Origin of the sequence: Pseudemcibacter aquimaris (genome assembly GCF_028869115.1) — a bacterium.
Taxonomy (GTDB): Bacteria; Pseudomonadota; Alphaproteobacteria; order Sphingomonadales; family Emcibacteraceae; genus Pseudemcibacter; species Pseudemcibacter aquimaris.
In genome coordinates this window covers 1584741-1607227 of sequence record NZ_CP079800.1, presented here as the reverse complement: position 1 = coordinate 1607227, position 22487 = coordinate 1584741, and the positions used below count along the sequence as shown (strand labels likewise).

Below are 22487 nucleotides of genomic sequence, written 5' to 3'. Positions count from 1 at the left end.
ATTGGGGGCACATTCATTGGGAGGGAACAATGGACACAAGTAACCCTGTAAAAACGCGTGAATACATAAATCATCCAATCATGAAAAGCGACCGATGGGAAGCTTATAACCACAGGGCGGGTGATATTGTCATTACAACATCATACAAAGCCGGCACAACATGGATGCAAACTATCGTCGCCAATTTAATCTTTCAAGATGGTGAAATGCCGCATCCGGTTAGTTTTATGTCGCCCTGGCTTGATATGGATATCGAACCGCTTGATGAAATCATTGAAAGACTTGATGCGCAGGATCACAGACGATTTATCAAAACACACCTGCCCATGGATGGAATTCCGTATTTTGACACCATGAAATATATTTATGTGTGCCGTGATGGCCGGGATGTATTTATGTCATTATGGAACCATCACAGTGGCTATAGCGATGATATCCGCGGACTTGTCGGTGAAAAGATGAAAGACATGGGTATGCCGCCCTTCCCGTTTGATTATGATGATATTCATGCATTCTATGAGGACTGGATTTCAAAAAGCTGGTTCGAATGGGAAGATGACGGCTATCCGTACTGGTCTCATTTTCACCATTTACAAAGCTGGTGGGAACATCGCCGCTTACCGAACATACATTTTGTCCATTTCGCGGATTTATTAAGTGACCCCGAAAAAGCCATTCGTAAGATTGCCGCGTTTCTTGACATTGAAATTGATGAAAAACAAATGCCCGGCATATTAGAACGCATATCGTTTGGATCCATGAAGAAAAATTTCATGAACATCATGCCGGAATCCGAGGGCATATGGAAAGGTGGCGGCGACCGTTTTATGAATAAAGGCACAAATGGCCGTTGGCGCGGTGTTTTAACCGAAAACGAGCTTAATCAATATCATCTTGTTGTCGCACGTGATACGACACCCGATGCCGCAGAATGGCTTGAACATGGCGGTGATGTAAATTAATCCGCGACGATATTGCGAATAGATGCATATAAATCGCGAATACTATCTTTCGTGTTTCGCATGTTTGATAACAAAATAATCGTATGATTATCTCCACTTAAGCCAAACTGCATATAAGTGATAAAGCCGCTCGTGCTGCCGCTATGGCCCACATAACGATGTCTTCCCACCTGATCAATGGCAAAGCCAAGCCCATAATGTGATGGAGTACCGTTTTTAAGGATTATGGGTTTCAATGCCCCGATCATAATCTCTGGCCCGATGAGCCACCCTTCCCTGATGGCAACGTCAAATTTCAACATATCATCCAGCGTCGAAACCATATCATCATCGCCATATGTTTCACCGCGCATGCGTGGTGGCGCATCTGGGTCAGGTGATCTTTTGATATCACCATCGTCATTTATTCTATGGCCTTTAACATATTCGGGGCGTTCTGATGTCGGGATCATGCTGAATTGAAAGCTTTCCGTCATCCCTGCGGGGCGATAGATATATTCATTGATATAATCATCATATGCTTGTCCTGATAGTTGCTCAATGATCAAACCAAGTAAGACATAAGCCGTATTACTGTATTTGGATAGTTCATATGGCCCGGCCAGCAATTCAGGCGCATATTTTTCAAGAAATGCCAGATAATCATCATTGCCATATGGCACAAGTTCCGGATTTTCCTCACGCGTGCGGTAATTTGCGAAATGCTGTTCACGCATTTCAACTTCTTCATACACATCAAATAAACCAGATGTATGACTTAAAAGCCCTGCGATCGTCACGTTGTCATAAGGAAGCTTTGGAAAATATTTGGTTACCGGATCATCAAACCGCATTTTCCCCGCTTCCACGAGCTGATGAATGGCGACAGCTGTGAATGTTTTTGAAATACTCGCGAGTTCAAATGCACTATCCGTCGTTAATTTTTCACCTGTTGTGACATTTGCGATGCCGTATGCCTCTTTAAAGATGACATTGCCATCACGGGCTACAAGAACAGCGCCGTTAAAATCGCTATTTTCCATTAATTCTTTAATTTTAATAGCGTTATCAGCATCCTCTGCGAATGCGACGTGTGAAACAAATAAAGTGATTAATAACAACAATTTACGCATTAAACTTCATCTCCGCCTTAATGGTGAGCGACGCTAAAACAATCGATAAGACACAGGCACCGATAATCAGCATAAACCCTGCGTCCCATCCGGCGATATCAACTGCGTATCCAATGGCCACATTGGCGGAAACTGCACCGCCGACATATCCGAACAGCCCAGTAAATCCGGCGGCTGTTCCGGCGGCCTTTTTCGGCACCAGATCAAGTGCGAAAAGCCCAATTAACATCACCGGTCCATAGATAAAGAAACCAATGGCAATCAGCATCGCAATATCAAGTGACGGGTTGCCAATCGGGTTTAACCAGTAAACCACAACACAAATAAGCGTAATGCCCATAAACAGGATTAATGCAGGCGCGCGTCGCGCACGGAAATATTTATCGGATATAATCCCGCAAATAATAGTTCCCGGAATACCCGCAAGTTCATAAAGCGCATATGCAAAACTGCTGCCATCGAACGTGAAATCCTTTGCTTCCTGAAGGTATAGTGGCGCCCAATCAAGCACACCATAACGCACCAGATACACAAACGCATTAGCAACGGCAATAGCCCATAACAGCTTGTTATTTAAAACATATTCCATGAAAATTTGTTTGGCGGAAAATTCAGTTTCATGGGTTTCTTTATATTTAAACGCCATCGGATAATCATTATGATATTTTTCAATGGACGGCAGCCCTTGTGATTGCGGTGTGTCACGTACCGTCAGCCAAATAAATATGGCAATAACAATCGCGATCATGCCATGGAAATAAAAGACCGATTTATAATCACCCGCAAAAATCGCCATACCCCATACCGCAAGGATCCCGACCATGCCGCCACCAATATTATGGGCGACATTCCAGAACGAAACGACCCTGCCCCGTTCCTTTGGTGAAAACCAGTGAACCATGATCCGGCCACTTGGCGGCCAGCCCATTCCCTGCACCCAACCATTAAGCAGCAGGATTAAAAACATGATCCATACGGAACTTAATGCAAATGCACTGGTTCCCATGAAAATCATACATAATGCGGACGTAAGTAGCCCGAATGACATAAAATATCTGGCGTTACTGCGATCGGATACGCTGCCCATCACGAACTTGGAAAGCCCGTACGCAATTGCCACACCGGATAACGCGAAGCCAAGTTCAGTACGGCTGAATCCTTCTTCAACAAGGTTCGGGATCGCAAGCGAAAAGTTTTTCCGCACCAGATAATAACCGGCATAGCCAATGAAAATCCCGATATAGACCTGCCATCTTAATCGTTTATAGGTGTCATCCACTTCATCGTCGGCGACTTGTTCAACATGTGGGGCGGGTTTAAAAATGCCAATCATTTCGCGTCCCTCCCTTTAATGAAATCAATGGTTTTATCGGGGAAATCGGTAAAGACCCCATCAACGCCAATATCAAAAAGGAATAATTCAAGTAACCCTTCATAGCTTCCTGCAAATCCTGGAATGGCAAAACTGTCTACTCGGAATGTGTATGGGTGGACTTCCATCCCGTATTTATGGGCAAGGTCAACAAGGTCTGATTTCGTGAATGTTTTCCCGCGGTCTTTGGTTTCGGTAATCATAAACATACTTGGCCCAATGCCATCGGCATATTTTGATAATGCTTCCATGCCTGCATCCGTGGTCATTTCATCATATGGGTTAACTTCGCCCGCGCCCATCAATTGCACGAGCCTTGTATCCATATTTAGCGACGGCAGCACTTCATTTGCAACCCGTTTTAATTCATCAATTTCAAATGTCTGGTAATATGCTTTTGCGTCTTTGCTATCGTATCCATAATCTTTAAATGTTTGCAGCATCGCGCGACTTAAATCTTTACCGACCGCAAGGTGGAATGCGGGGCTTTTGGCCTCTGCATATATGCCGATATCACCACCAGTTGATTTATTAAGCCCTTGGATTAATTCAATTTCTTCCGCAAGTGTGTGCACCTTAAATCGTGATTTACTTAACGGGAAACGGTCCGGAAATACGGCTTGTTTATTGCCGTCTTTATCAATGCGGTATCTTTCTGTGACATCAAGGCGTCTGATTTCATCGAGGGTAAAATCAATCACATAATAACGGCCATCTTCACGGGCGCGACCCGGGAATTTTTCCTGAACATCGGTCACACGGTCCAGATAATGATCATGCAGCACCACCAGATGGTCATCTTTTGTCATGACCACATCTTGCTCGATATAATCCACACCCATGGCATAGGCCATTGCCTTGGCCGCCAACGTATGTTCTGCCACATATCCGCTGGCGCCACGATGAGCGATCACTTTTTTATCGGCATATGCAACGCTGGACATTAATGAAACCCCTATTAATAACGCAATTATCTTTTTCAAATTTACTCTCCCTGCGACTTGAAATCAGAGTGCATGGAAAGATAATCAATTGCAATAATTAAATAAAAACTTCACTGATTTGATGTTTAGTTTTTGAGGTGTTTTTCGAGGAATGCTTCAAGTTCATTTAGAAAGACTACATCAGGACTAGCCTCTTGCCTTAAATCAACAATGCTATTTTCAATATTATTTTCTTCTAATGCGTTAAAAAAACGGTCATATCTGTTCCCATTCTGAACAACACCAGATTGAGTTTTAAACATTAAGATCGGAATATCAAATTCATCTCTTCTCAAATATGGGGACATTCCATCAATATCCATTCCTTTTTTTTCAATGTATGTACTGTCCAATGAACGAACATAATCTTTAAAATTTATCATTGGGTCATATGCAACAGAACAATTATAAAGTCCTTTCTCTATAATGGGCGACTGTATAGCGGCATAACCGCCAAAATTTCCGCGTCCCATAACACAGACTTTATCCTTCTTGGCATATCCATTTTGGATAGCCCATTTTGCGCCATCATTGATATCTTCAAGCATTTTTCCACCAAGTTCAAAAAAACCTGCAGTTAAAAAATCTACACCATATCCGTTAGAACCACGTTGGTTAACTTGTAAAACGCTATAACCCCTTGATGCCAAAAACTGCACCCACCAGTCAAAGCCCCATGTTGTTTTTCCAATTGCACTTGGACGAACCAAAACTACTAATGGACTTGGTTTATTTTTATTTTCATCTGGTACTGTTATAAAACCCGGTATCTCCAAACCATCTCTTGCTGTATACTTAATACCAACTTGTTCAGATAATTTTTCCACATCTAATGAACGATAATTATAACCCAATAAATTCATTTGATTGGAATTAAAATCAAGTAGATAAAAACTGCCCGGATCAGTAGACGATGAAATTTTGAATACGTATTTATCTCTATTTTCTGAGACACTCTCGATTGTAATCGTTGAACCAGGAAAATTTTGATCAAAAACTTTCTTTACTTTTTTTGCTTTATCGCTAACCGGAAAAAATTGAGGTTTATCTACATTTACAAAATATGCTTCAAGATTATAGTCCCTATCAAAGCTGACACCAGTGATATCATATTTTTCATGACTGGCTATTTTTTCAATTTTCTGATTTTCAATTACATCATACAAATAAAGCGATAGTTTATTTTTATCATCAGTTGCAATTACATAAATGTGATTTGGATCATTTGAAAAACCAGCAAAACTCATATACTGATCAAAATATTCTTCATCGATTTTTCCTGTTCCAACAGCAGTGTCCCTATCAAATATTTTTGTCCACTCGCTTTGTCCATCCTTTCTATAGTATCCAATTTTTATATGCTCTCTAGCCCAAATAGAATTCCCATTTCCCATAGCAAATCTTAGATTACCATCATTATCACTTCTAAACTCATCAGCGTAAAATGGCCCACGTGAGATTTTTACATCTTCCCCTGTTTTGACATTTAATCTAAATATATCCGAGCCTGAATTAGTAATAACATGATCAGGATCATGTCTTTGCAGATCAATAATTCGCCTCTGAAGTGTAACAGGCTCCTGATCACCTCTCCACGAAGTAATTTGTGCTAACCCAAAAGTATCGTATAGTCGCCCTCGTCACCGAATAAATTTCGTGTAATGAGCGAAACGATACCACCATTATTTTTTAATAATAATATCCGCTCCCCGTTCGGTGAGATTTGAACGCTGGATATTTCAGGAATAATACCAAGAGTTTCTGCAGAAACATTTCTTTCTTGCGCATTTACCAACATGCACATGAAATTCAGATAAATGAATAATCCAAAAAATCTTTTAATCATTTCCTATTATAGATGCTTATTTAAGAATTTTTCAACTTCACGTAAAAATTCAATACGGTGTTCTTCACGACTTAAGAAATGATCACCGTCTTTAAATTCGATATATTTAATATCTTTACCCGCATCATCCATTTTTTCATGAAAATTTATGCTTTGCTCGACACGGACACTTCGATCCTGATCACCATGTATCAACAACACTGGAACATTAATTTTATCCAGATTATCAGACGGTGATGCATCATCAACACGCCAATCATCACTGGTGACATAATTTAAATATGTTCTGTATCCGGTAAAACGTCTTCTGTAATTCAAGAAATCCTGCAAATCAGCGACAGGCGCAAAGGCAATAGAACATTTATAAAGTTCTTGTTCCATCACAAGTGTTTGAAGCGCTGCATAACCACCATAACTGCCGCCCATAACACAAACCTTATCAGGATCGGTAATACCGCTATCAATCATCCAATGGGTGCCATCATTAATGTCTTCAAGCATTTTTCTACCCCATTCCTGATGACCCATAATTTCAAAATCAGCACCAAGTCCGGTTGAACCACGATAATTCATTTGTAAAACCGCATAACCGCGGCTGGCAAGGAATTGAACCCAATAATCAAATTCCCAGTAATCCCGCGCCATTGGCCCACCATGTGGCATAATAATCGTCGGCAGATCGTTTGCGTCATGCCCAATTGGCAATGTTAAGTAACCTGGAATTTCCACACCATCCCTTGCTGTGTATGTAACCGGTTTCATTGGGGAAAGCTGTTCATAATCAAGCTTTGCATAATTGAAATTTAGTGGTTCCATACTGCCTTCTCTTAAATTCAGTATGTAATATGAACCCGGGTTTTGTGGGGAACTAACCTTTAAAACGATTACTTTTTCATCAGCTGATTGGGTAATAATCTGAACGATTTCACCGGGGAAGTTTGCTTCAAAAATCTTACCTAACCTTATTCCCTGTTTGCTTTTCCTAACGATGTTCAATTTGTCATCAAAATAAGAATAGCTTTCGACCATTCCATTTTCATCAATCACAAGGTTCTGAATATCATAATCTTCTGAACTGGCGACGACTGCAACGACCTCTTCTGTATCGACATTATATCGGTAATAAGCTTTGTTTCTATGCTCATTCAAAAAGGAAATATAAATTTCTTCTTCCTTATCCGAAAAATCAACGAAATTAAATGGCTTTACATCCTTTAATTCATCATATTCAAACAAGGTTTCCCAATCATCGCTTTCATTTTTTCTGTAATAAGCAACGTGCTTTACCTCTGTCGCGGCGGCTCTTGTTGTGCGGCCTTCACCAAATCGAACAACGTGATTTTTATCGGTTTTCCAATCTTGAATGATGCTACGCCCACGGACAATTCTTGTTCTGCTCTTATCTTTTAAATTTAATTTATAAACGGCGTCTTGTAATGCTTCTTCATAATCAAGTTCGATTAAAACATGATCCGGATCATCTTCAAGGATATCAATCACTTCATCCTGAAACTGCGGAACATGGTTTTGTTTACTAACCGGCCCCACGCCCATTCGGTTCCCACGCAGTTCAATTGGGTTTTGAATATTTTTCCCGTCCCAATCCATATAAACCAAACGGCTTTCGGTTGTGTCCGTTAACCCTCTACCCGTTCTTCTTTGTGATGAAAAATTAATACCCGCAATAATTTCATTATTGGACGTCCATCTTGCCCAGCTATATTCCCCTTCGCTGGTTGGAATTCCGTTTGCCGGAATGCTTGGGTCAATAAGCGATTTGGTAACGATAATTTTACGACCATTATAATTCTGCATCAGCAAAATTTTGTTACCATCAGGGGATAATTCAGCATCAGAAATTTCTGGAATGACACCTAATACCTCTGCGGGGATAGGTGCGCTATATGCCACAGTTGTAATAGTTGTAAAAACAAACGAAATAAGAATAGATGAAAATCTGTTGTATTTTTTCAATATAACCCCCAATAATAGAATTAAGTTTTTTTATATTACAATATTTTATATTCAATTCAACCCGTTAGGATAAACTATGAACGAAGTTCCTTTCTATATTGATATTATTGGATGGGCTGGTGCAGCGACATTATTGATCGCATATTTTTTTCTATCAAATGGTACCTTTAAATCCAATTCATATATTTATCAGGGGCTTAACGCATCTGCCAGTGTTTGCCTGATTATCAATACTTATTCATACGGCACAATTCCGCTTGTAGTGTTAAATACAACATGGCTACTCATTGGATTAAACAGCATTAGAAAACTTGCTATGGCACCATCAAAGTGATCGGGTTATCAGCAATGCTGACGCTTACAGGTAATTCACCATAATGGTCACCGTCAATTTGAACCGGGGCCACAACATCCGATTTTAACTTAACGCTTTTAACATCAATAATATCAATATCATCCCGTCCGGCAAGTCGGCTTGTCATTATTGCAATAAAGTATTTTATCGCCGCCCACGCCCCTTTATTTTTAAACAGGATCGCATGAAGCATCTGATCATGCAGTGATGCATTAGGCGCGCACACATATTTACCCGCGTAAAATTTTCCGTTTGTAACAATTGCACTGGCGCATGGGTGTAATATTCCATCAATTTCACAGTAATACTGCCTTTTGTCGCCAAAGAATATTTCCTTTAAAAAAGCAATAAAATAAGCCACTTCACCGATTTTTTTCTTTAATGATAAATTGACATTCTTAACCGCAAGCGCGTCATACCCAACGCTTGCCATAAGGGTAAAATATTGATCATTAATTTTCGCAGGATAAATGCTGGCTGTATTTCCATTTGTTAAGGAGCTAACAATTGAATGGACATTGATTTTAATCCCTAGCTCCTTGGCAAGTACATTTGCGGTTCCCATTGGAATAATACCAAGCGGTTTATCAGTACCATAAATACCATTTAAAACTTCGTTTATGGTGCCGTCACCACCTGCAGCTGTAATAACATCAAATTCATCTTTATTTGAAAAAGCTTTCGCAATTTCGGTTCCATGCCCTGCATATTCTGTTTTTATAAGCGTGTAATCAATCATACGCGCATCAAGTACAGATAAAACACTTTCAAAAAGCTTTTGTCTGCGCTGTCCTGCGTTTGGATTATAGATTATTAAAAATCGCAAAATTACATTTCCCCAGAAATTAAAACCAACAAGTTTAAGTATATTTAACCGATTATTTTATCTTACGCCGCAAAATAATGATATATTAGCTATTCTGGATATAAGGGGCATAAAGTGACGATCCGTAACTTATTACTGAAATCAGCATCTGCATTCGCCTTTTTTACACTGGCGGCCTGCGGTGGTGGCGGCACTGGCGGTGGTTCATCATCCCCTGCTTTAAATACACCTGCCCCACCCCTTAATAATGGTACAAATTTCGATACTGCTGAATACCGGGAAAATAGTGCACTTGCACAAATGAACATACTAACCGCTTATGATAATGGTTATACGGGCAATGGTATATTGGTTGCCGTCATTGATTCCGGTGTTACCGAAGTCCCTGAACTTGAAGGGCAACTACATAGCGCGAGTACAAATGTGGCCAACCTTGATCCAAATGATGCCGATGATTTTAGCGGCCATGGAACCGCAATTGCGGGCGTTATTGCATCAAAACGAGACCACAATACGAACAACAGTCCGATAAACATGCATGGCGTAGCATTCGATGCACAAATTCTAAATATCAACGCGACCACATCGGCGAATTGTCCAGATCTTGATAATTGTTCTTTTTTCCATTCTGATCTTGCAAATGCATATGATTATGCTGTTCAGCATAATGCTGATATTATCAACGAAAGCCTCGGTTCCAATACCTTCCCCACGATTGGTTTACAACAGGCAATCCAAAGAGCTGTTGCCGCAGACAAGTTAATTGTACAACCGGCTGGTAATATTGAAGACACAGATCCCGCGGGCACAGGCACGGAAATTCAGGGATCTGCGCGCGTTGCCATTGCCAATTGGGCAAATGGTCAGATTATCGTTGCGGGTTCCGTTGATAGTAACAATGTGATTTCAGATTTCAGTTATCGCGCTGGCGAGGATGCAAAAAACATTTACCTTGTGGCCCCCGGTGAGCAGTTTACCACACCCGATCATTTAACGAATAATAGTTTCGAATATGTTTTTACATCCGGAACGTCTGTATCGACGGCGTTGATATCTGGTGCGGCGGCCCTTTTAATGCAGGCATTCCCAAACCTGTCTGCGGCGGAAATTGCGGATATTTTATTTACAACGGCAACTGACCTAGGTGTACCAGGCGTTGATAATGTTTATGGACGCGGGCTAGTGAATATTGAAGAGGCCTTTACCGCGCAAGGGCAATTATCCCTTGCTGGAAATGGGTTTGGCGAAACAGCAACTATTGGAACGGCAAATACAGTTGCATCACAGAATTTAATTTATTCTGGTGGTGCCTTCGGTGCTGATATTTCATTCAGAGATAATTTATCAAACGTTATGGTTACGGATAAATATGACAGATCATATAATATCGATTTTTCAAATAGCGTTTATAATCCACAAGCAATGATTGATCTTGACCGTTTCATGACCGGTGCCATGTCAACAAGGCGTCATGACATTATCTTTGATGAAAAGACGAACGTCAGAATGGCATGGCAGCATGACGATCGCTTTAACGAAATTGATAAACGTTATTTTTCAAACCATCTGGACCGTCACCGGACAAACACCGGGCAATTAAGAATGGCGATCTCCCATTCATTAGATAACACAAAATCCGTCTCTTTTACTGCAGGAATGTCTCTTCCGGAAATGCTGGAAGATTACCGCCCTGATGATTATATTGCCCCCAATAAACACGGGTTTAATATGCTGTTAAATCCGGCAGAAACAATTGGCGTTTCTTACAAGAATAATGGCAAAACCACACATGAAATCGCCATTGCCACTAGCGAAGGATCTATTCCCCGTGAAATCAGCCAAGTTCCTATTAATTTTCAAAACACAATGGTGCTAAACCGTATTGAGCATCACTTTACGAATAACTTAACCGCATCATTTGATTTTGGTCTATTAACAGAAAAAGGAAGTGTACTAGGTGCGATATCAACAGGCGCGCTTGAAATTGGACGTGGCGCGAGAACTGGGTTTGTTGGCGGGAAATTTAATTGGAACATCACAAACAAAAGTAACATATTCGCCAGGGTTTCTTACGGCCTGACCAAGGTTGATGGATCATCAACATCAATCATTGACCAAATATCAACCCTAAAATCATATAGTTATCTTGTTGGCGTTAAAACAAACGGAATAATCAGAAATAATGACCAATTATCCATATCATTCAGCCAACCATTAAAATTACATGGGGGTAAAGGCATCATTAGCACCGTTTCAAACAGGGATTATGTGAATAACAATTATACAATGTCTTATACCGCAGTCCCCCTCGCTCCACGCGGTACTGAACGCGATATTGAGCTTGCTTATACAATTGCAGAAATCATGGGTGTTCGAGCACAGGTAAATTTCCTCTATCAATTAAATCCGGGTCATGTACAATCAATTCCGAATTCTAAAAATATTTTAATTCGATTGGGATCCAGATTTTAAAAATGAAAAATATATTCTTTGCTTTTTTACTTTCACTATTAACTTCATTTTCTTTTGCACAAAATAACGACGTTGAAAAAGTGCCCCTCGAAAAAATGGCGATGCTTTCGTCCATTCTGGGAGAATGGGATACGGTTCAATATCTCTGGCAGGATGATGAATGGAAACAAATCGCCACATCCGACGTCACATACCACAGCAAGTTAAAAGGAAAGCTGATCACCGAAGAAATCAGCAATCTTGTGCCGGATAATATCTTTATCGTTGAAACATTCATCACGTACGATCAATATCGCAACCTATACCGCCTTGCCGCCGTGGATGATACATACGGGTTAATGGATATTTACGAGGGCGACTTTATATCGGAAAATGAACTTCAATTAACGAACCTGCGTGCAGGAACCAATTTCCCATCCCAGAATGATGGTGAAATGTATTTCCGTCTTACGTTCACTGAAATCGACAAAAACACCCGTGAATTTCTTGTGGAAAAATCATCGGATGAAGGGGCAAACTGGGAACCAATGACCATGAATAAAATGACACGGACCAATTAATGGCAGACATTCTTTCTTTTTCAAAAGCAAAGAAAAATAAAAAGCGCGCGGAAAAAGAAAAACGCGCCGAAGAAAACCGTGTCAAATTCGGCCGCACCAAGGCCGAAAAACAATTTGATAAATCATCAAAAGATAAATTATCCAAACATCTTGATGATCATATCTTGGATGATTGAACACAGATTAAACCGTCACCCTCGGGCTTGTCCCGTGGGTCTCATGCCTATTAAGAGATACTCGGAACTAGTGTCCTCGCTGCGCTCCTTCACCTGCGGTTCCCGAGTATGACGTTACGGTGATTACTCCTCACCTGCCTTATAAAATTCAGGAAGATGCTTTTTAACCACTTCGCTGTCCTCTGCCCACGCATGGCAGCTGTTAATCACCATCGGTTTAACGTGGTCTTTATTTACTTTTGCCTTATTGGCGTTCTTTTGAATATTACCCATTAATGTCTGAAATGACACAGTCGCCAGTGGACCAAGCAGTTCTGTAATATGAGTGCAGCCTTGTTTGCCCTTTACCTTTTCATTAATGGCGCGGCGCCAACCCGGGCCAATTCTAATGCCAATTAGCTGTTTATAGGCATCGGTTATAATCGGGCACATTTCAAATGGGCTGTTATCGGTAACTGCCTCAACATCACGTACGTAAAATTGGTCATCAATCGTAAGCCTAACCCACATTTCATGGATTGGATCACCCGCCGCAATACCATTACGCCACTGGTTTTCAATATCATATGATTTGATATCGGTAAGGTGCGCTTCAATATCCCATAACCCGTCATCACGAATATAGCCATCAAGTTTGATGGATCTAGTGTGTTTATGCTTGCGTGGTGCTGGCGTTGATAATGGCATTTAGTAACCCTTAAATAATAACAATTGGCCTGTTATATCCGATCCGGCTATATTAGTCATGGAATTACTTTTAAATTTAGGTTACAGATGCTGCAAATTGATAGAGGTTTTAAAAGTTATGTCAGATAAAAAAGCAGTTGTATTGCTTTCCGGCGGATTAGACAGCACAACATGTGTTGCCATTGCACAGGACCAAGGCTTTGATGTTTATGGATTAAGTTTCAGTTACGGACAGCGTGACAATAATGAACTTAATGCGTCCAAGGCCGTGGCAAAGGCCCGCGGCATCATCCGCCACGAAGTCATTAATATTGACCTGCGCGCATTTGGTGGTTCCGCCCTTACCGATGACATTGATGTACCAAAAGGTCGTTCTGAAGACGAAATGGAAGATGAAATTCCGGTTACATATGTCCCTGCCCGTAATACGATCTTTTTATCATTCGCGCTTGCCTTTGCGGAAACCATTGGCAGTAACGATATCTTTATCGGTGTAAATGCCCTTGATTACAGCGGCTATCCTGATTGTCGCCCTGAATATATCAAGTCATTTCAGGATATGGCCCGCCTTGCAACTAAAGTCGGGGTTGAAGGTAACGACGGCGTACGCATTAACACACCATTGATTGATTTAACCAAGGCAGAAATCATTAAAACGGGTCTTTCACTTGGTGTTGATTATTCAATGACAACAAGTTGTTATGACCCGGCGGATGATGGTTCTGCATGTGGTGAATGTGACAGCTGTCTGTTAAGATTAAAGGGTTTTAAAGAAGCCGGCGGCAAAGACCCGATTAAATACCGGAAAGTATAATGACCTATAGCGTCAAGGAAATATTCTATACATTACAGGGCGAAGGCGCCCACACCGGAAGACCGGCCGTTTTCTGTCGCTTTTCTGGCTGTAATTTATGGTCTGGCCTTGAAAAAGACAGGGAAAATGCCGCCTGTAATTTCTGCGACACTGATTTTGTTGGTGTAAATGGCCAAAATGGCGGCAAATTTAAAACGCCAGAGGAACTCGCGGATAAGGTCGCAAGTTTTTGGCCATCCGGTGGAATGCCGTATGTTGTTTGCACCGGTGGTGAACCCCTTTTACAGCTTGATGTCCCGTTAATTAAGGCATTCCAAGAACGCGGCTTTGAAGTCGCCGTTGAAACAAATGGCACCTTACCAGCACCAGAAGAACTTGATTGGGTATGTGTCAGTCCCAAGGACTTAACCCAATTTGTTCAGAAATCTGGCGATGAAATAAAGCTCGTTTACCCACAGGAAAAAATCACCCCAAAAGACGTGGAAGATTTAAATTACACGAACTTCTTCCTGCAACCGCTTGATGAAACAGGAAAAAATCATGTTGCAGAGGTCGTCGAATACTGCCAAAATAATCCAAAATGGCGATTAAGCCTGCAAACCCACAAAATAATAGGAATTGATTGATCCATGCTTGCCAACCTTCCCATGTATGACAGACCGGAATTACGAGACGCGCATGAGGAATTTTGGACACTTATAAGGGATAATCTACGCACGGCAGGCGTACATATACCAGACGAAATGTCGTGGGATGCTGGTGAAATAGAGTGCTGGACCGATCCATTTTTCTATTTCAGTCAAACATGCGGCAAGCCATACCGCGAAAAATTACATGAAACAGTAACACTTATCGGCACACCCGATTATGGCTTACAAGGATGCCCGCCTGGGTATTACCGAAGTGCCTATGTGGTTCATAAAACCGATGATCGCTATAATCTTGATGATCATAAAAAATCAAAATTTGCCTATAATGATGAAAATTCCCAATCGGGCTATCACGTGACCAATGATTATTTTGAAAATAAAATCTGCAGCGGATCACACATTAATTCAGCGAAAATGGTCGCAAATGGCGATGCGGAAATCGCCGCAATCGACGCACTATCATTAAAACTGATCAAGGAATATGACGATTTCGCCGGTGACATCAAGGTTATTGCTTGGACAGAGCCAACACCTGGCCTTCCTTATATCGCCTATAAAGGCGCAGATCAAAACGCATTCTATAGCGCCATAAGCACGGCCATCACCGCCCTACCCGATGAAACCCGGGAAAAACTGCATTTAAATGGTATTGTGTTTATTCCAAAAGAAACCTATTTGGCCGTTTCCTGATCCGCGATTTTCTCTTTTCTAAATATGGCAAGGCCCATTGCTGTCATAATAAGTGCCACCACAACATTCAGGTAATTCAGGAACGCCCACGGCGCATAATCAAACACGGCGACTCCTAACGCACCACTATAAAATGCACCACCAAGCGACCAAGGTAGCAATGGTGTCGTTAGCGTTGTACTTTCTTCGATGGTTCTTGATAACATGCGTTTCTTTAAACCCATTTTATCAAATTTATCACGGAAAAGCTGTGCTGTAAGAACAATTGAAATATACGACTGGCCTGTTGCAATACTTGCCACAATACCTGTAAGCATTGTTGCAGCAATCAATGAAAGAACATTTTTCAGGTGTTTCAATATGCCTTCTAACATCGCACGGATATATCCAGCGTTATCAAGAATTCCCGCAAGCGCCATGGCGAATAACGCAATCAACAATGTCCCCATCATGCCCATAATGCCGCCGCGATTTACCAATCTATCAAGATCAGCGTTACCGGTTTCCGCGCTATAGCCACCATGAAGACTGCTTAATAAGGATAATAAATCTTGCCCCTGTTGAAACAACGCCAGCAATATCGCCACAAATGATGCAGTCATCATCGATGGTTCAGCGGGTATTTTTTTATAGCTCATCCCGAACAGGATAATCAGCGGTACAAATCCCAGAATGCTGACTTCGAAATTGTCAGCAATGGCGGCCTTGAAATTATCAATACCTGCGGTATCAAGTGCCTGACCAGCGTATTCCATGCCGATAAATGAAAATAATATCAAGCAAATAACAAATGTTGGCACCGTGGTATAAAGCATTGATTTAATATGGGTAAACAGATCCGTTCCCGTCGCAACCGCGGCCATATTAGTGGTGTCCGATACGGGTGACATTTTATCACCAAAACTTGCCCCAGCAATTACCATTCCCGCAACAATGGGTAACGGAACTCCCATCGCCGCACCAATACCGATTAAAATCACGCCGACCGTTGCAACTGTTCCAACCATCGTTCCAACAGAAACAGACATAAAACTGCATAAAATAAGACCTACCGGAAGGAATACTGCCGGATGAATGAAATCAAGACCATAATAAACAAGCGTTGTAATTGTACCGCTGGCAAGGAAACTGGCGACAACCACACCAATAAGAATAAATATATAAACGGCACCAAGCGCTTTGCTGATACCATCAGACATAATATTTTTAACTTCTGAAAATTTATAACCAAGGAGCATCGTGTGAATTGATGCCCATGTGATGCTTAATAACAAAAGAACTTGAATGCTGATTCTGTAAACCACAACCCCCGTTACAATCAAAACCAAAATTCCACCAAAACAAACAAGCGAATGCCAAAAGCTTGGTAATTTATGATCAGTCAATCTCGACCCCTAATATTTTTATATTTTTTATTTATTATTTAGTGATCACTAAAGATACAGTTTGAAAATCAATATGTCTAATATTAGATGGATAAAAAATTTAATAGATAAACAAAAGGCTTGGGTATATTAAACCCAAGCCTTTAGATGTCGATTATATCTGAAAAGTTTTACCAACCCTCAAGGACGTATTTACCGATGGCGCGCCCCTCTTCGATGGTTGCGTGTACCTTGCGGATGTTATCCGCATTAATCGGACTGATCACATCACCTGTTGTGGTCACAAGCTCGCCACTATCGATCATTGCGGCCGTTTCGCTTAACAGCGCGTTGATTTCATCCATATCATCCGTTTGATGCATGGAACGGGTGAACATAAATTCAAATGCGAATGTCGCGCTTTTTGGTTTTAACAAATCAAGATTACCATCTTTGAAGAAATCAACGATCGTACAGATTTTACCCGCTGGCTTAATCACATCCGTAATTGTTTTCCAATATCCCGCAATATTCGTAAGGCAAAGCACGTAATCAACATTGGTATGACCAAGCGCGTCAAGCTGTGCTGGAATATCTTCATAATGGTTGATTGTGTGATCCGCGCCGCGCGCTTTACACCAATCTGCACTTTCTTCACGGGATGCTGTTGCGATAATTTCAAGGTTACCAAGTTTCTTTGCAAGCTGAATGGCGATTGAGCCAACACCACCGGCCCCACCAATCATAAGGATTGATTTGCCGCCATCTTTACCGCCTTTTGAAATTCCAAGGCGTTCAAATAATGCTTCCCATGCCGTGATTGTCGTTAGTGGCAGTGCTGCTGCATCTGCAAAACCAAGCGACGATGGCTTTTTCGCAGCTATGCGTTCATCAACAAGCTGATATTCACTGTTTGACCCTGGTTTCGTGATGCAACCAGCATAGTATACCTCATCGCCAACATTAAACATGCTGACTTCATCACCAACAGCTGTCACAACGCCAGCGGCATCCCACCCAAGGATACGTAATGTTTCGTCAGGATGCGGGCGTCTGCGGACCTTTGTATCAACTGGATTAACAGAAATGGCCTTTACTTCCACAAGAATGTCTCTGCCTGTGGCTTCTGGTTTATCGATTTCTACATCCAGAAATGCTTCCGCTTCATTAACCTCGAGCGCTTTATAAGATCCAACAGCTTTCATGATAAATTTCCTTATTCTTAATTCGTGATCCCATAGTTATATATCAACAAAAATAATTAAAAAGACTTTTTTTAACCACGATTTTCTGCTTAATTGAAGCAAAGCAAAATGTATCAGGGAAAATCATAATCATGAAAAAACTTATAGTTTCAATTCTAGCATTTTTAATGATGGGGACTGTTTCATACGCCGACGCGCTTAAGGAAAAAATCCTGCCAATGCGTGAACGCGCGAAAGTTATGGATGATTTGTTAAAGCACCGGCTTGATACCCTTATCCCCGAATTAATGCGCCGCGAAGGGATTGATGCATGGGTGATTATTTCCCGTGAATATAATGAAGACCCGGTTTTAAAAACCATGCTGCCTGCCACATGGTTAAGCGCACGTCGCCGTACTGTTCTTATATTCCTTGATCATGGTGAGGATAGCGAAAAAGGCGTTGAACGCTTGGCCGCATCCCGTTATGCGGTCGGTGATGTTTTCCCCGGCAAATGGAACCCGGAAGAAGAACCGGATCAATGGCGCCGTATTGCGAACATCCTTGATGAATTTAACCCTGACCAAATCGGCCTTAATTATTCCGATGATTGGGCCCATGCGGACGGGCTTGTGTATTCCGAGCGTCGTGATTTTGTTAATGCCATTCCAGACCGCCTGCGCACACGTATTGTATCCGCAGAACGTTTGGCCGTTGGATGGCTTGAAACACGCACCGAAAAAGAATTAGAGGTATACGAAGATGTCATGGAAATCGCCCACGCCATTATTGCAGAGGGCTTTTCTGGTAAGGTTGTAACACCGGGTGTCACAACCCGTGATGATCTTGTCTGGTGGTACAGGCAGCGTGTTCGTGATTTGGGACTAACGACATGGTTCCACACAAGTATTTCAACAGAAAGATCGGACGCATCCATCAAACACATCGAAGACAATAACCTTGACCCTGATGTGCTTTATAAAGGGGATCATGTGCATATCGATTTCGGCATTGCGTACCTTGATTTAATGACGGATACACAACAAAACGCTTATATCCTCCGGGACGGTGAAACTGACGCACCAGAGGCCTTAAAAATCGCCAAACGTGGTGGCAACAGATTACAAGACATCCTAACCAGCAATTTTCAAGTTGGACGTACCGGCAACGAAATTCTTGCCATGACCCGTGAACAGGCCACCAACGAAGGGATCGGTCCGGTTATTTATACACACCCAATTGGTCTTCATGGTCATGCGGCGGGTACAACAATCGGCATGTGGGACAAACAAGAAGGTGTGCCGGGCGATGGTGATTATCCAATGCATGCGAATACCGCCTATTCCATCGAATTAACCGCCCTTGTTGATGTTCCGGATAGCTGGAGCACAAAACCAATGCGTATGTTACTGGAACAAGACGGTATTTATGACGGTACAACTTTCCGTTATATCGGCGGCCGTCAAACCAATTACCACATCATTGACCCAAAAGAAGGCCAGCCTGACGAAGGCAAGGTTCAAATTAACAACTGATGATGAAACACCTTTTAAAAACTGTATCTGTTCTTTGCCTGATGGCGACACCCACATGGGCAAAGAACATAACCCCATCCGAAATTGATAAAATCGTTGAAAACGCGATGGATGTTTTCCATGTTCCTGGTGCCGCCGTTGGCGTTATTCAGGATGGCAAGATCATTCATTCTAAAGGATACGGCACAAGATCACTTGAAAGCGGTGGTGATGTTGATGATGACACCTATTTCGGTATTGCATCAAACAGTAAGGGGTTTACGGCAACGGCACTCGCCATTTTAGTAAGTGACGGAAAGATTAAATGGACGGACCGAGTTAAAGACCACCTGCCCGAATTTGAATTATCCGACCCTTGGGTGACGGATCATTTTACCATTGCTGATCTTTTATCCCATGCAACGGGTCTTCCGCTTGGTTCCGGAGATTTAATGTGGTGGCCCGATGGCAATTACCCGCCCGAAGAAATCATCCGCAAAATGAAATATTTAAAGCCGAACCGCGATTTCAGAACCACATATGCCTATAACAATATGCCGTTTATCATTGCGGGTGCGATTATTCCTGCGGTCACAGGAAAATCTTATGAGGATTTCTTAAACGAACGCATCTTTACCCCGCTGGGAATGGATCGATGCACCGCCAATACGCCGATGATGGCAAATGATGAAAATATCGCCGAACCACACATCAGGCTTGATACCACATTAAAACAAGTAAAACGTTACCTGACCATTGATGAGGTCGCGGGATCAATGGCCGCTGCCGGCATTCAGTGCTCGCTTGATGATCTTTTGAAATGGGAACAAATGCATTTAAATAACGGTGCCCCGTTAATGGATAAAGAAACACACGCGACATTATGGCAAATTAATACCCCAATGACCGTATCCGAGAACAACATTAAAAATGGCACAAAATTCCGTGGATATGGCCTTGGATATAACATCAGTGATTACCATGGTAACCGTGTTGTTGGGCATGGTGGCGCGCTTATCGGAATGTATTCAAACCTTACCATGTTACCGGAAATGGATTTTGCCATTGCCATTGTGACCAATCAACAATCTGGCGCGGCTTACAACACCATTAAAAATGAAATCTTAAATGCGGTGCTTGAAATTAAAAATACAAAAACCGCCGCAGAAACATTTAAAGCGCAGGAAGCATCACGCATTAAGGAAAAGAAACGCCTTGCTGAACTAACGGGCAACGGCCGCCCTCACCTTACGCTCACTGAATACGCGGGTCGTTATCATGATAAAATTTGGGACGGTATTGAAATTTCGTTAAATGGTGACGCTTTATATTTTAAATCAGACAGGTCACCAACCATCCGCGGAAAATTGGAACATTTCGAAGAAAACACATTCATCGCCAGGTGGGATCACCGCGACCATGAAGCCGATAGTTACGTGATGTTTAACACGAATGATAATGGCGAAATTTCAGGTTTTACCATGAAATGGATTTCCAACCGCACCGATTTCAGTTATGATTTCAATACTGTAGATGCAATTAAACAGTAGGCACACTTGAAAGAAAAAACAAAAAGAATTCTATATTTAATCTTTGGTTGGGCGATGTTCTTCCTTGGGTTTATTGGTGCCTTTTTGCCCGTTCTGCCGACAACGCCGCTGATGATACTGGCACTTTGGGGGTTTTCCAATGGATCAGAAACCCTTCACAATTGGTTATATAATCATCCAAAATTTGGCCCATCATTACAGGACTGGGATAAATATCGCGTGATCCCGATAAAGGCCAAATTAACCGCCGTCGCCATGATATCATTCAGCGCCAGTTACCTGATATTCTTTTCAAACATTCCTGATATCGCACTTATCGTTTCACTGGGACTAATGATATTCGGCGTAACATATGTGTTAAGCCGAAAAAGCCACAGACCACCGGGTGCTAATGATGATCCTTCTGAAGCTCCATGAAATAATCAGCCCTTGAATATGGGCTATTTTCCGGCGCGGGCACTTCTTTAAAGCCATATTTTTTATAAAGTGTGATTGCGGGGGTTAAGCTGCTGTTGGTTTCGAGGAATAATTCCTTTCCGCCACGGGCTTCATAACGTTCAAGAACCTTTTCCACAAGCATATTACCAAGGCCCATGCCCTTGGCTTCTGGTAAGACGCCCATTTTGCTTAGCTCATATCTTTCCGGGCTATGTTTTTTAAGGGCAACGGCCCCAACCGGCTTACCATCAAGAAGGGTAAAATATATCTCGCCCCCTTTATCAAGCACGTATTTTTCAGGATCGTTTAAATTGATGATGTCTTCTTCTTCCATTTCAAACAGTAATTCAATCCATTGCTGATTGATAATGCGCCAATCATTCCTGAATTTTACATGGTACGGTACGATTTCAACATCACCCGCATGTTTTTCTTCGCGTTTTTCATTATAGCGTTGCGTGAATGATTTTTGGCTTAAGGCCTGCTCATAATCGGCCATTGCATCAAGTATGTTATGTTCGCAGTCGCCAATAACATCAGCCATGGCGCGCTTCGCGACATGCCATATGGGGATTAAGCGCTTGATTAATTTTTCGCCGCGGTCACTGAATACCACAATTTTACTACGGGCATCATCGGCCGTGCGTAGCCACAAATACTCTTTATTCGAAAGTTTTTTGACCGTTTGACTGACCGCTGAATGGGAAAGGCCCGTTAATTTCTGAATGTCGTTTATTAACAATGGCCCCTTTTGATAAAGACAATAAAGAATTGGAAATTCACGCATGCCAATATCAATACCTTCTGCTTTATAAATTGTGTCCATTTCCATCGACAACATTTCAAAGATACGACGGCATCTTGTGCCGATCCCGATTTCAAGAAAAATTTCACCATTCATGGCTGTTTCCTGTCCTTAATTACTTATATAAATATTCATATTATTTTTTACATAATT

Annotated in this window: 22 protein-coding genes; 11 read left to right on the top strand and 11 right to left on the bottom strand. The window is 41.8% G+C overall.

Features of this window, described 5'->3' with window-relative positions; translation table 11 throughout:
- Positions 1-29 precede the first annotated feature (29 nt).
- The gene (locus tag KW060_RS07720; RefSeq protein ID WP_249034236.1) at positions 30-962 is read left to right on the top strand and encodes a sulfotransferase domain-containing protein; all 933 of its coding nucleotides are present in this window, start codon (positions 30-32) and stop codon (positions 960-962) included.
- Here the strand turns inward: KW060_RS07720 and KW060_RS07715 are convergent.
- The 6 genes from KW060_RS07715 to KW060_RS07690 form a co-directional block, all read right to left on the bottom strand.
- On the bottom strand, positions 959-2074 hold the full coding sequence (locus KW060_RS07715) for a serine hydrolase domain-containing protein (protein ID WP_249034235.1): 1116 nt from the start codon (positions 2072-2074) through the stop codon (positions 959-961). The genes KW060_RS07720 and KW060_RS07715 overlap by 4 nt on opposite strands.
- On the bottom strand, positions 2067-3407 hold the full coding sequence (gene glpT, locus KW060_RS07710) for a glycerol-3-phosphate transporter (RefSeq protein WP_249034234.1): 1341 nt from the start codon (positions 3405-3407) through the stop codon (positions 2067-2069). Before glpT ends, KW060_RS07715 begins: the two co-directional genes overlap by 8 nt.
- Positions 3404-4429: a glycerophosphodiester phosphodiesterase gene (glpQ, locus tag KW060_RS07705; RefSeq protein WP_274757335.1), complete on the bottom strand. Its 1026-nt coding sequence runs from the start codon at positions 4427-4429 to the stop codon at positions 3404-3406. Before glpQ ends, glpT begins: the two co-directional genes overlap by 4 nt.
- 86 nt (positions 4430-4515) lie before the next feature.
- Complete coding sequence (locus KW060_RS07700; protein WP_249034232.1) at positions 4516-5823, bottom strand: alpha/beta hydrolase family protein; 1308 nt, start codon at positions 5821-5823, stop codon at positions 4516-4518.
- Positions 5824-6038: 215 nt separating this feature from the next.
- Entirely contained in the window at positions 6039-6275 is a 237-nt protein-coding gene (locus KW060_RS07695) for a hypothetical protein (RefSeq protein WP_249034231.1), read from the bottom strand.
- 6 nt (positions 6276-6281) lie between these two features.
- A complete protein-coding gene (locus tag KW060_RS07690) occupies positions 6282-8249 on the bottom strand; it encodes an alpha/beta hydrolase family protein (protein ID WP_249034230.1) in 1968 nt (655 codons plus the stop codon).
- Between the two features lie 76 nt (positions 8250-8325).
- Here KW060_RS07690 and KW060_RS07685 point away from each other — a divergent pair, with 76 nt between their 5' ends.
- Entirely contained in the window at positions 8326-8583 is a 258-nt protein-coding gene (locus tag KW060_RS07685; RefSeq protein ID WP_249034229.1) for a CBU_0592 family membrane protein, read from the top strand.
- On the opposite strand, the gene KW060_RS07680 is transcribed toward KW060_RS07685, so the two are convergent.
- A complete protein-coding gene (locus KW060_RS07680; RefSeq protein ID WP_249034228.1) occupies positions 8564-9430 on the bottom strand; it encodes a diacylglycerol/lipid kinase family protein in 867 nt (288 codons plus the stop codon). The two genes, KW060_RS07685 and KW060_RS07680, sit on opposite strands and share 20 nt — an antisense overlap.
- A gap of 114 nt (positions 9431-9544) precedes the next feature.
- Here KW060_RS07680 and KW060_RS07675 point away from each other — a divergent pair, with 114 nt between their 5' ends.
- Genes KW060_RS07675 through KW060_RS07665 form a run of 3 tightly spaced genes read left to right on the top strand, consistent with a single transcriptional unit; the run spans position 9545 to position 12638 of the window.
- A complete protein-coding gene (locus KW060_RS07675) occupies positions 9545-11902 on the top strand; it encodes a S8 family peptidase (protein ID WP_249034227.1) in 2358 nt (785 codons plus the stop codon).
- A gap of 2 nt (positions 11903-11904) precedes the next feature.
- The gene (locus KW060_RS07670; protein ID WP_249034226.1) at positions 11905-12462 is read left to right on the top strand and encodes a DUF1579 family protein; all 558 of its coding nucleotides are present in this window, start codon (positions 11905-11907) and stop codon (positions 12460-12462) included.
- Positions 12462-12638: a DUF4169 family protein gene (locus KW060_RS07665; RefSeq protein ID WP_249034225.1), complete on the top strand. Its 177-nt coding sequence runs from the start codon at positions 12462-12464 to the stop codon at positions 12636-12638. Before KW060_RS07670 ends, KW060_RS07665 begins: the two co-directional genes overlap by 1 nt.
- A 123-nt stretch (positions 12639-12761) precedes the next feature.
- On the opposite strand, the gene KW060_RS07660 is transcribed toward KW060_RS07665, so the two are convergent.
- Complete coding sequence (locus KW060_RS07660) at positions 12762-13325, bottom strand: DUF2889 domain-containing protein (protein ID WP_249034224.1); 564 nt, start codon at positions 13323-13325, stop codon at positions 12762-12764.
- A 118-nt stretch (positions 13326-13443) separates the two neighbouring features.
- Here KW060_RS07660 and queC point away from each other — a divergent pair, with 118 nt between their 5' ends.
- Genes queC through KW060_RS07645 form a run of 3 tightly spaced genes read left to right on the top strand, consistent with a single transcriptional unit; the run spans position 13444 to position 15479 of the window.
- On the top strand, positions 13444-14139 hold the full coding sequence (gene queC / locus KW060_RS07655; protein WP_249034223.1) for a 7-cyano-7-deazaguanine synthase QueC: 696 nt from the start codon (positions 13444-13446) through the stop codon (positions 14137-14139).
- Positions 14139-14765: a 7-carboxy-7-deazaguanine synthase gene (gene queE / locus KW060_RS07650; RefSeq protein ID WP_249034222.1), complete on the top strand. Its 627-nt coding sequence runs from the start codon at positions 14139-14141 to the stop codon at positions 14763-14765. Before queC ends, queE begins: the two co-directional genes overlap by 1 nt.
- Before the next feature lie 3 nt (positions 14766-14768).
- Positions 14769-15479: a phosphate/phosphite/phosphonate ABC transporter substrate-binding protein gene (locus KW060_RS07645; protein WP_249034221.1), complete on the top strand. Its 711-nt coding sequence runs from the start codon at positions 14769-14771 to the stop codon at positions 15477-15479.
- Here KW060_RS07645 and nhaC read toward each other — a convergent pair.
- Both nhaC and KW060_RS07635 read right to left on the bottom strand, forming a co-directional pair.
- The gene (nhaC, locus tag KW060_RS07640; RefSeq protein ID WP_249034220.1) at positions 15461-16864 is read right to left on the bottom strand and encodes a Na+/H+ antiporter NhaC; all 1404 of its coding nucleotides are present in this window, start codon (positions 16862-16864) and stop codon (positions 15461-15463) included. The two genes, KW060_RS07645 and nhaC, sit on opposite strands and share 19 nt — an antisense overlap.
- Before the next feature lie 170 nt (positions 16865-17034).
- A complete protein-coding gene (locus KW060_RS07635) occupies positions 17035-18048 on the bottom strand; it encodes a zinc-binding alcohol dehydrogenase family protein (protein WP_249034219.1) in 1014 nt (337 codons plus the stop codon).
- A gap of 131 nt (positions 18049-18179) precedes the next feature.
- On the opposite strand from KW060_RS07635, the gene KW060_RS07630 reads away from it, so the two are divergent.
- From KW060_RS07630 to KW060_RS07620, 3 genes are read left to right on the top strand one after another with little or no spacing between them, the layout of a single operon-like run.
- Entirely contained in the window at positions 18180-19562 is a 1383-nt protein-coding gene (locus tag KW060_RS07630) for a M24 family metallopeptidase (RefSeq protein WP_249034218.1), read from the top strand.
- On the top strand, positions 19562-21091 hold the full coding sequence (locus KW060_RS07625; protein ID WP_249034217.1) for a serine hydrolase: 1530 nt from the start codon (positions 19562-19564) through the stop codon (positions 21089-21091). Before KW060_RS07630 ends, KW060_RS07625 begins: the two co-directional genes overlap by 1 nt.
- Before the next feature lie 6 nt (positions 21092-21097).
- A complete protein-coding gene (locus KW060_RS07620; RefSeq protein WP_249034216.1) occupies positions 21098-21508 on the top strand; it encodes a YbaN family protein in 411 nt (136 codons plus the stop codon).
- On the opposite strand, the gene KW060_RS07615 is transcribed toward KW060_RS07620, so the two are convergent.
- Positions 21480-22430: a bifunctional helix-turn-helix transcriptional regulator/GNAT family N-acetyltransferase gene (locus KW060_RS07615; protein ID WP_249034215.1), complete on the bottom strand. Its 951-nt coding sequence runs from the start codon at positions 22428-22430 to the stop codon at positions 21480-21482. The two genes, KW060_RS07620 and KW060_RS07615, sit on opposite strands and share 29 nt — an antisense overlap.
- Positions 22431-22487 lie beyond the last annotated feature (57 nt).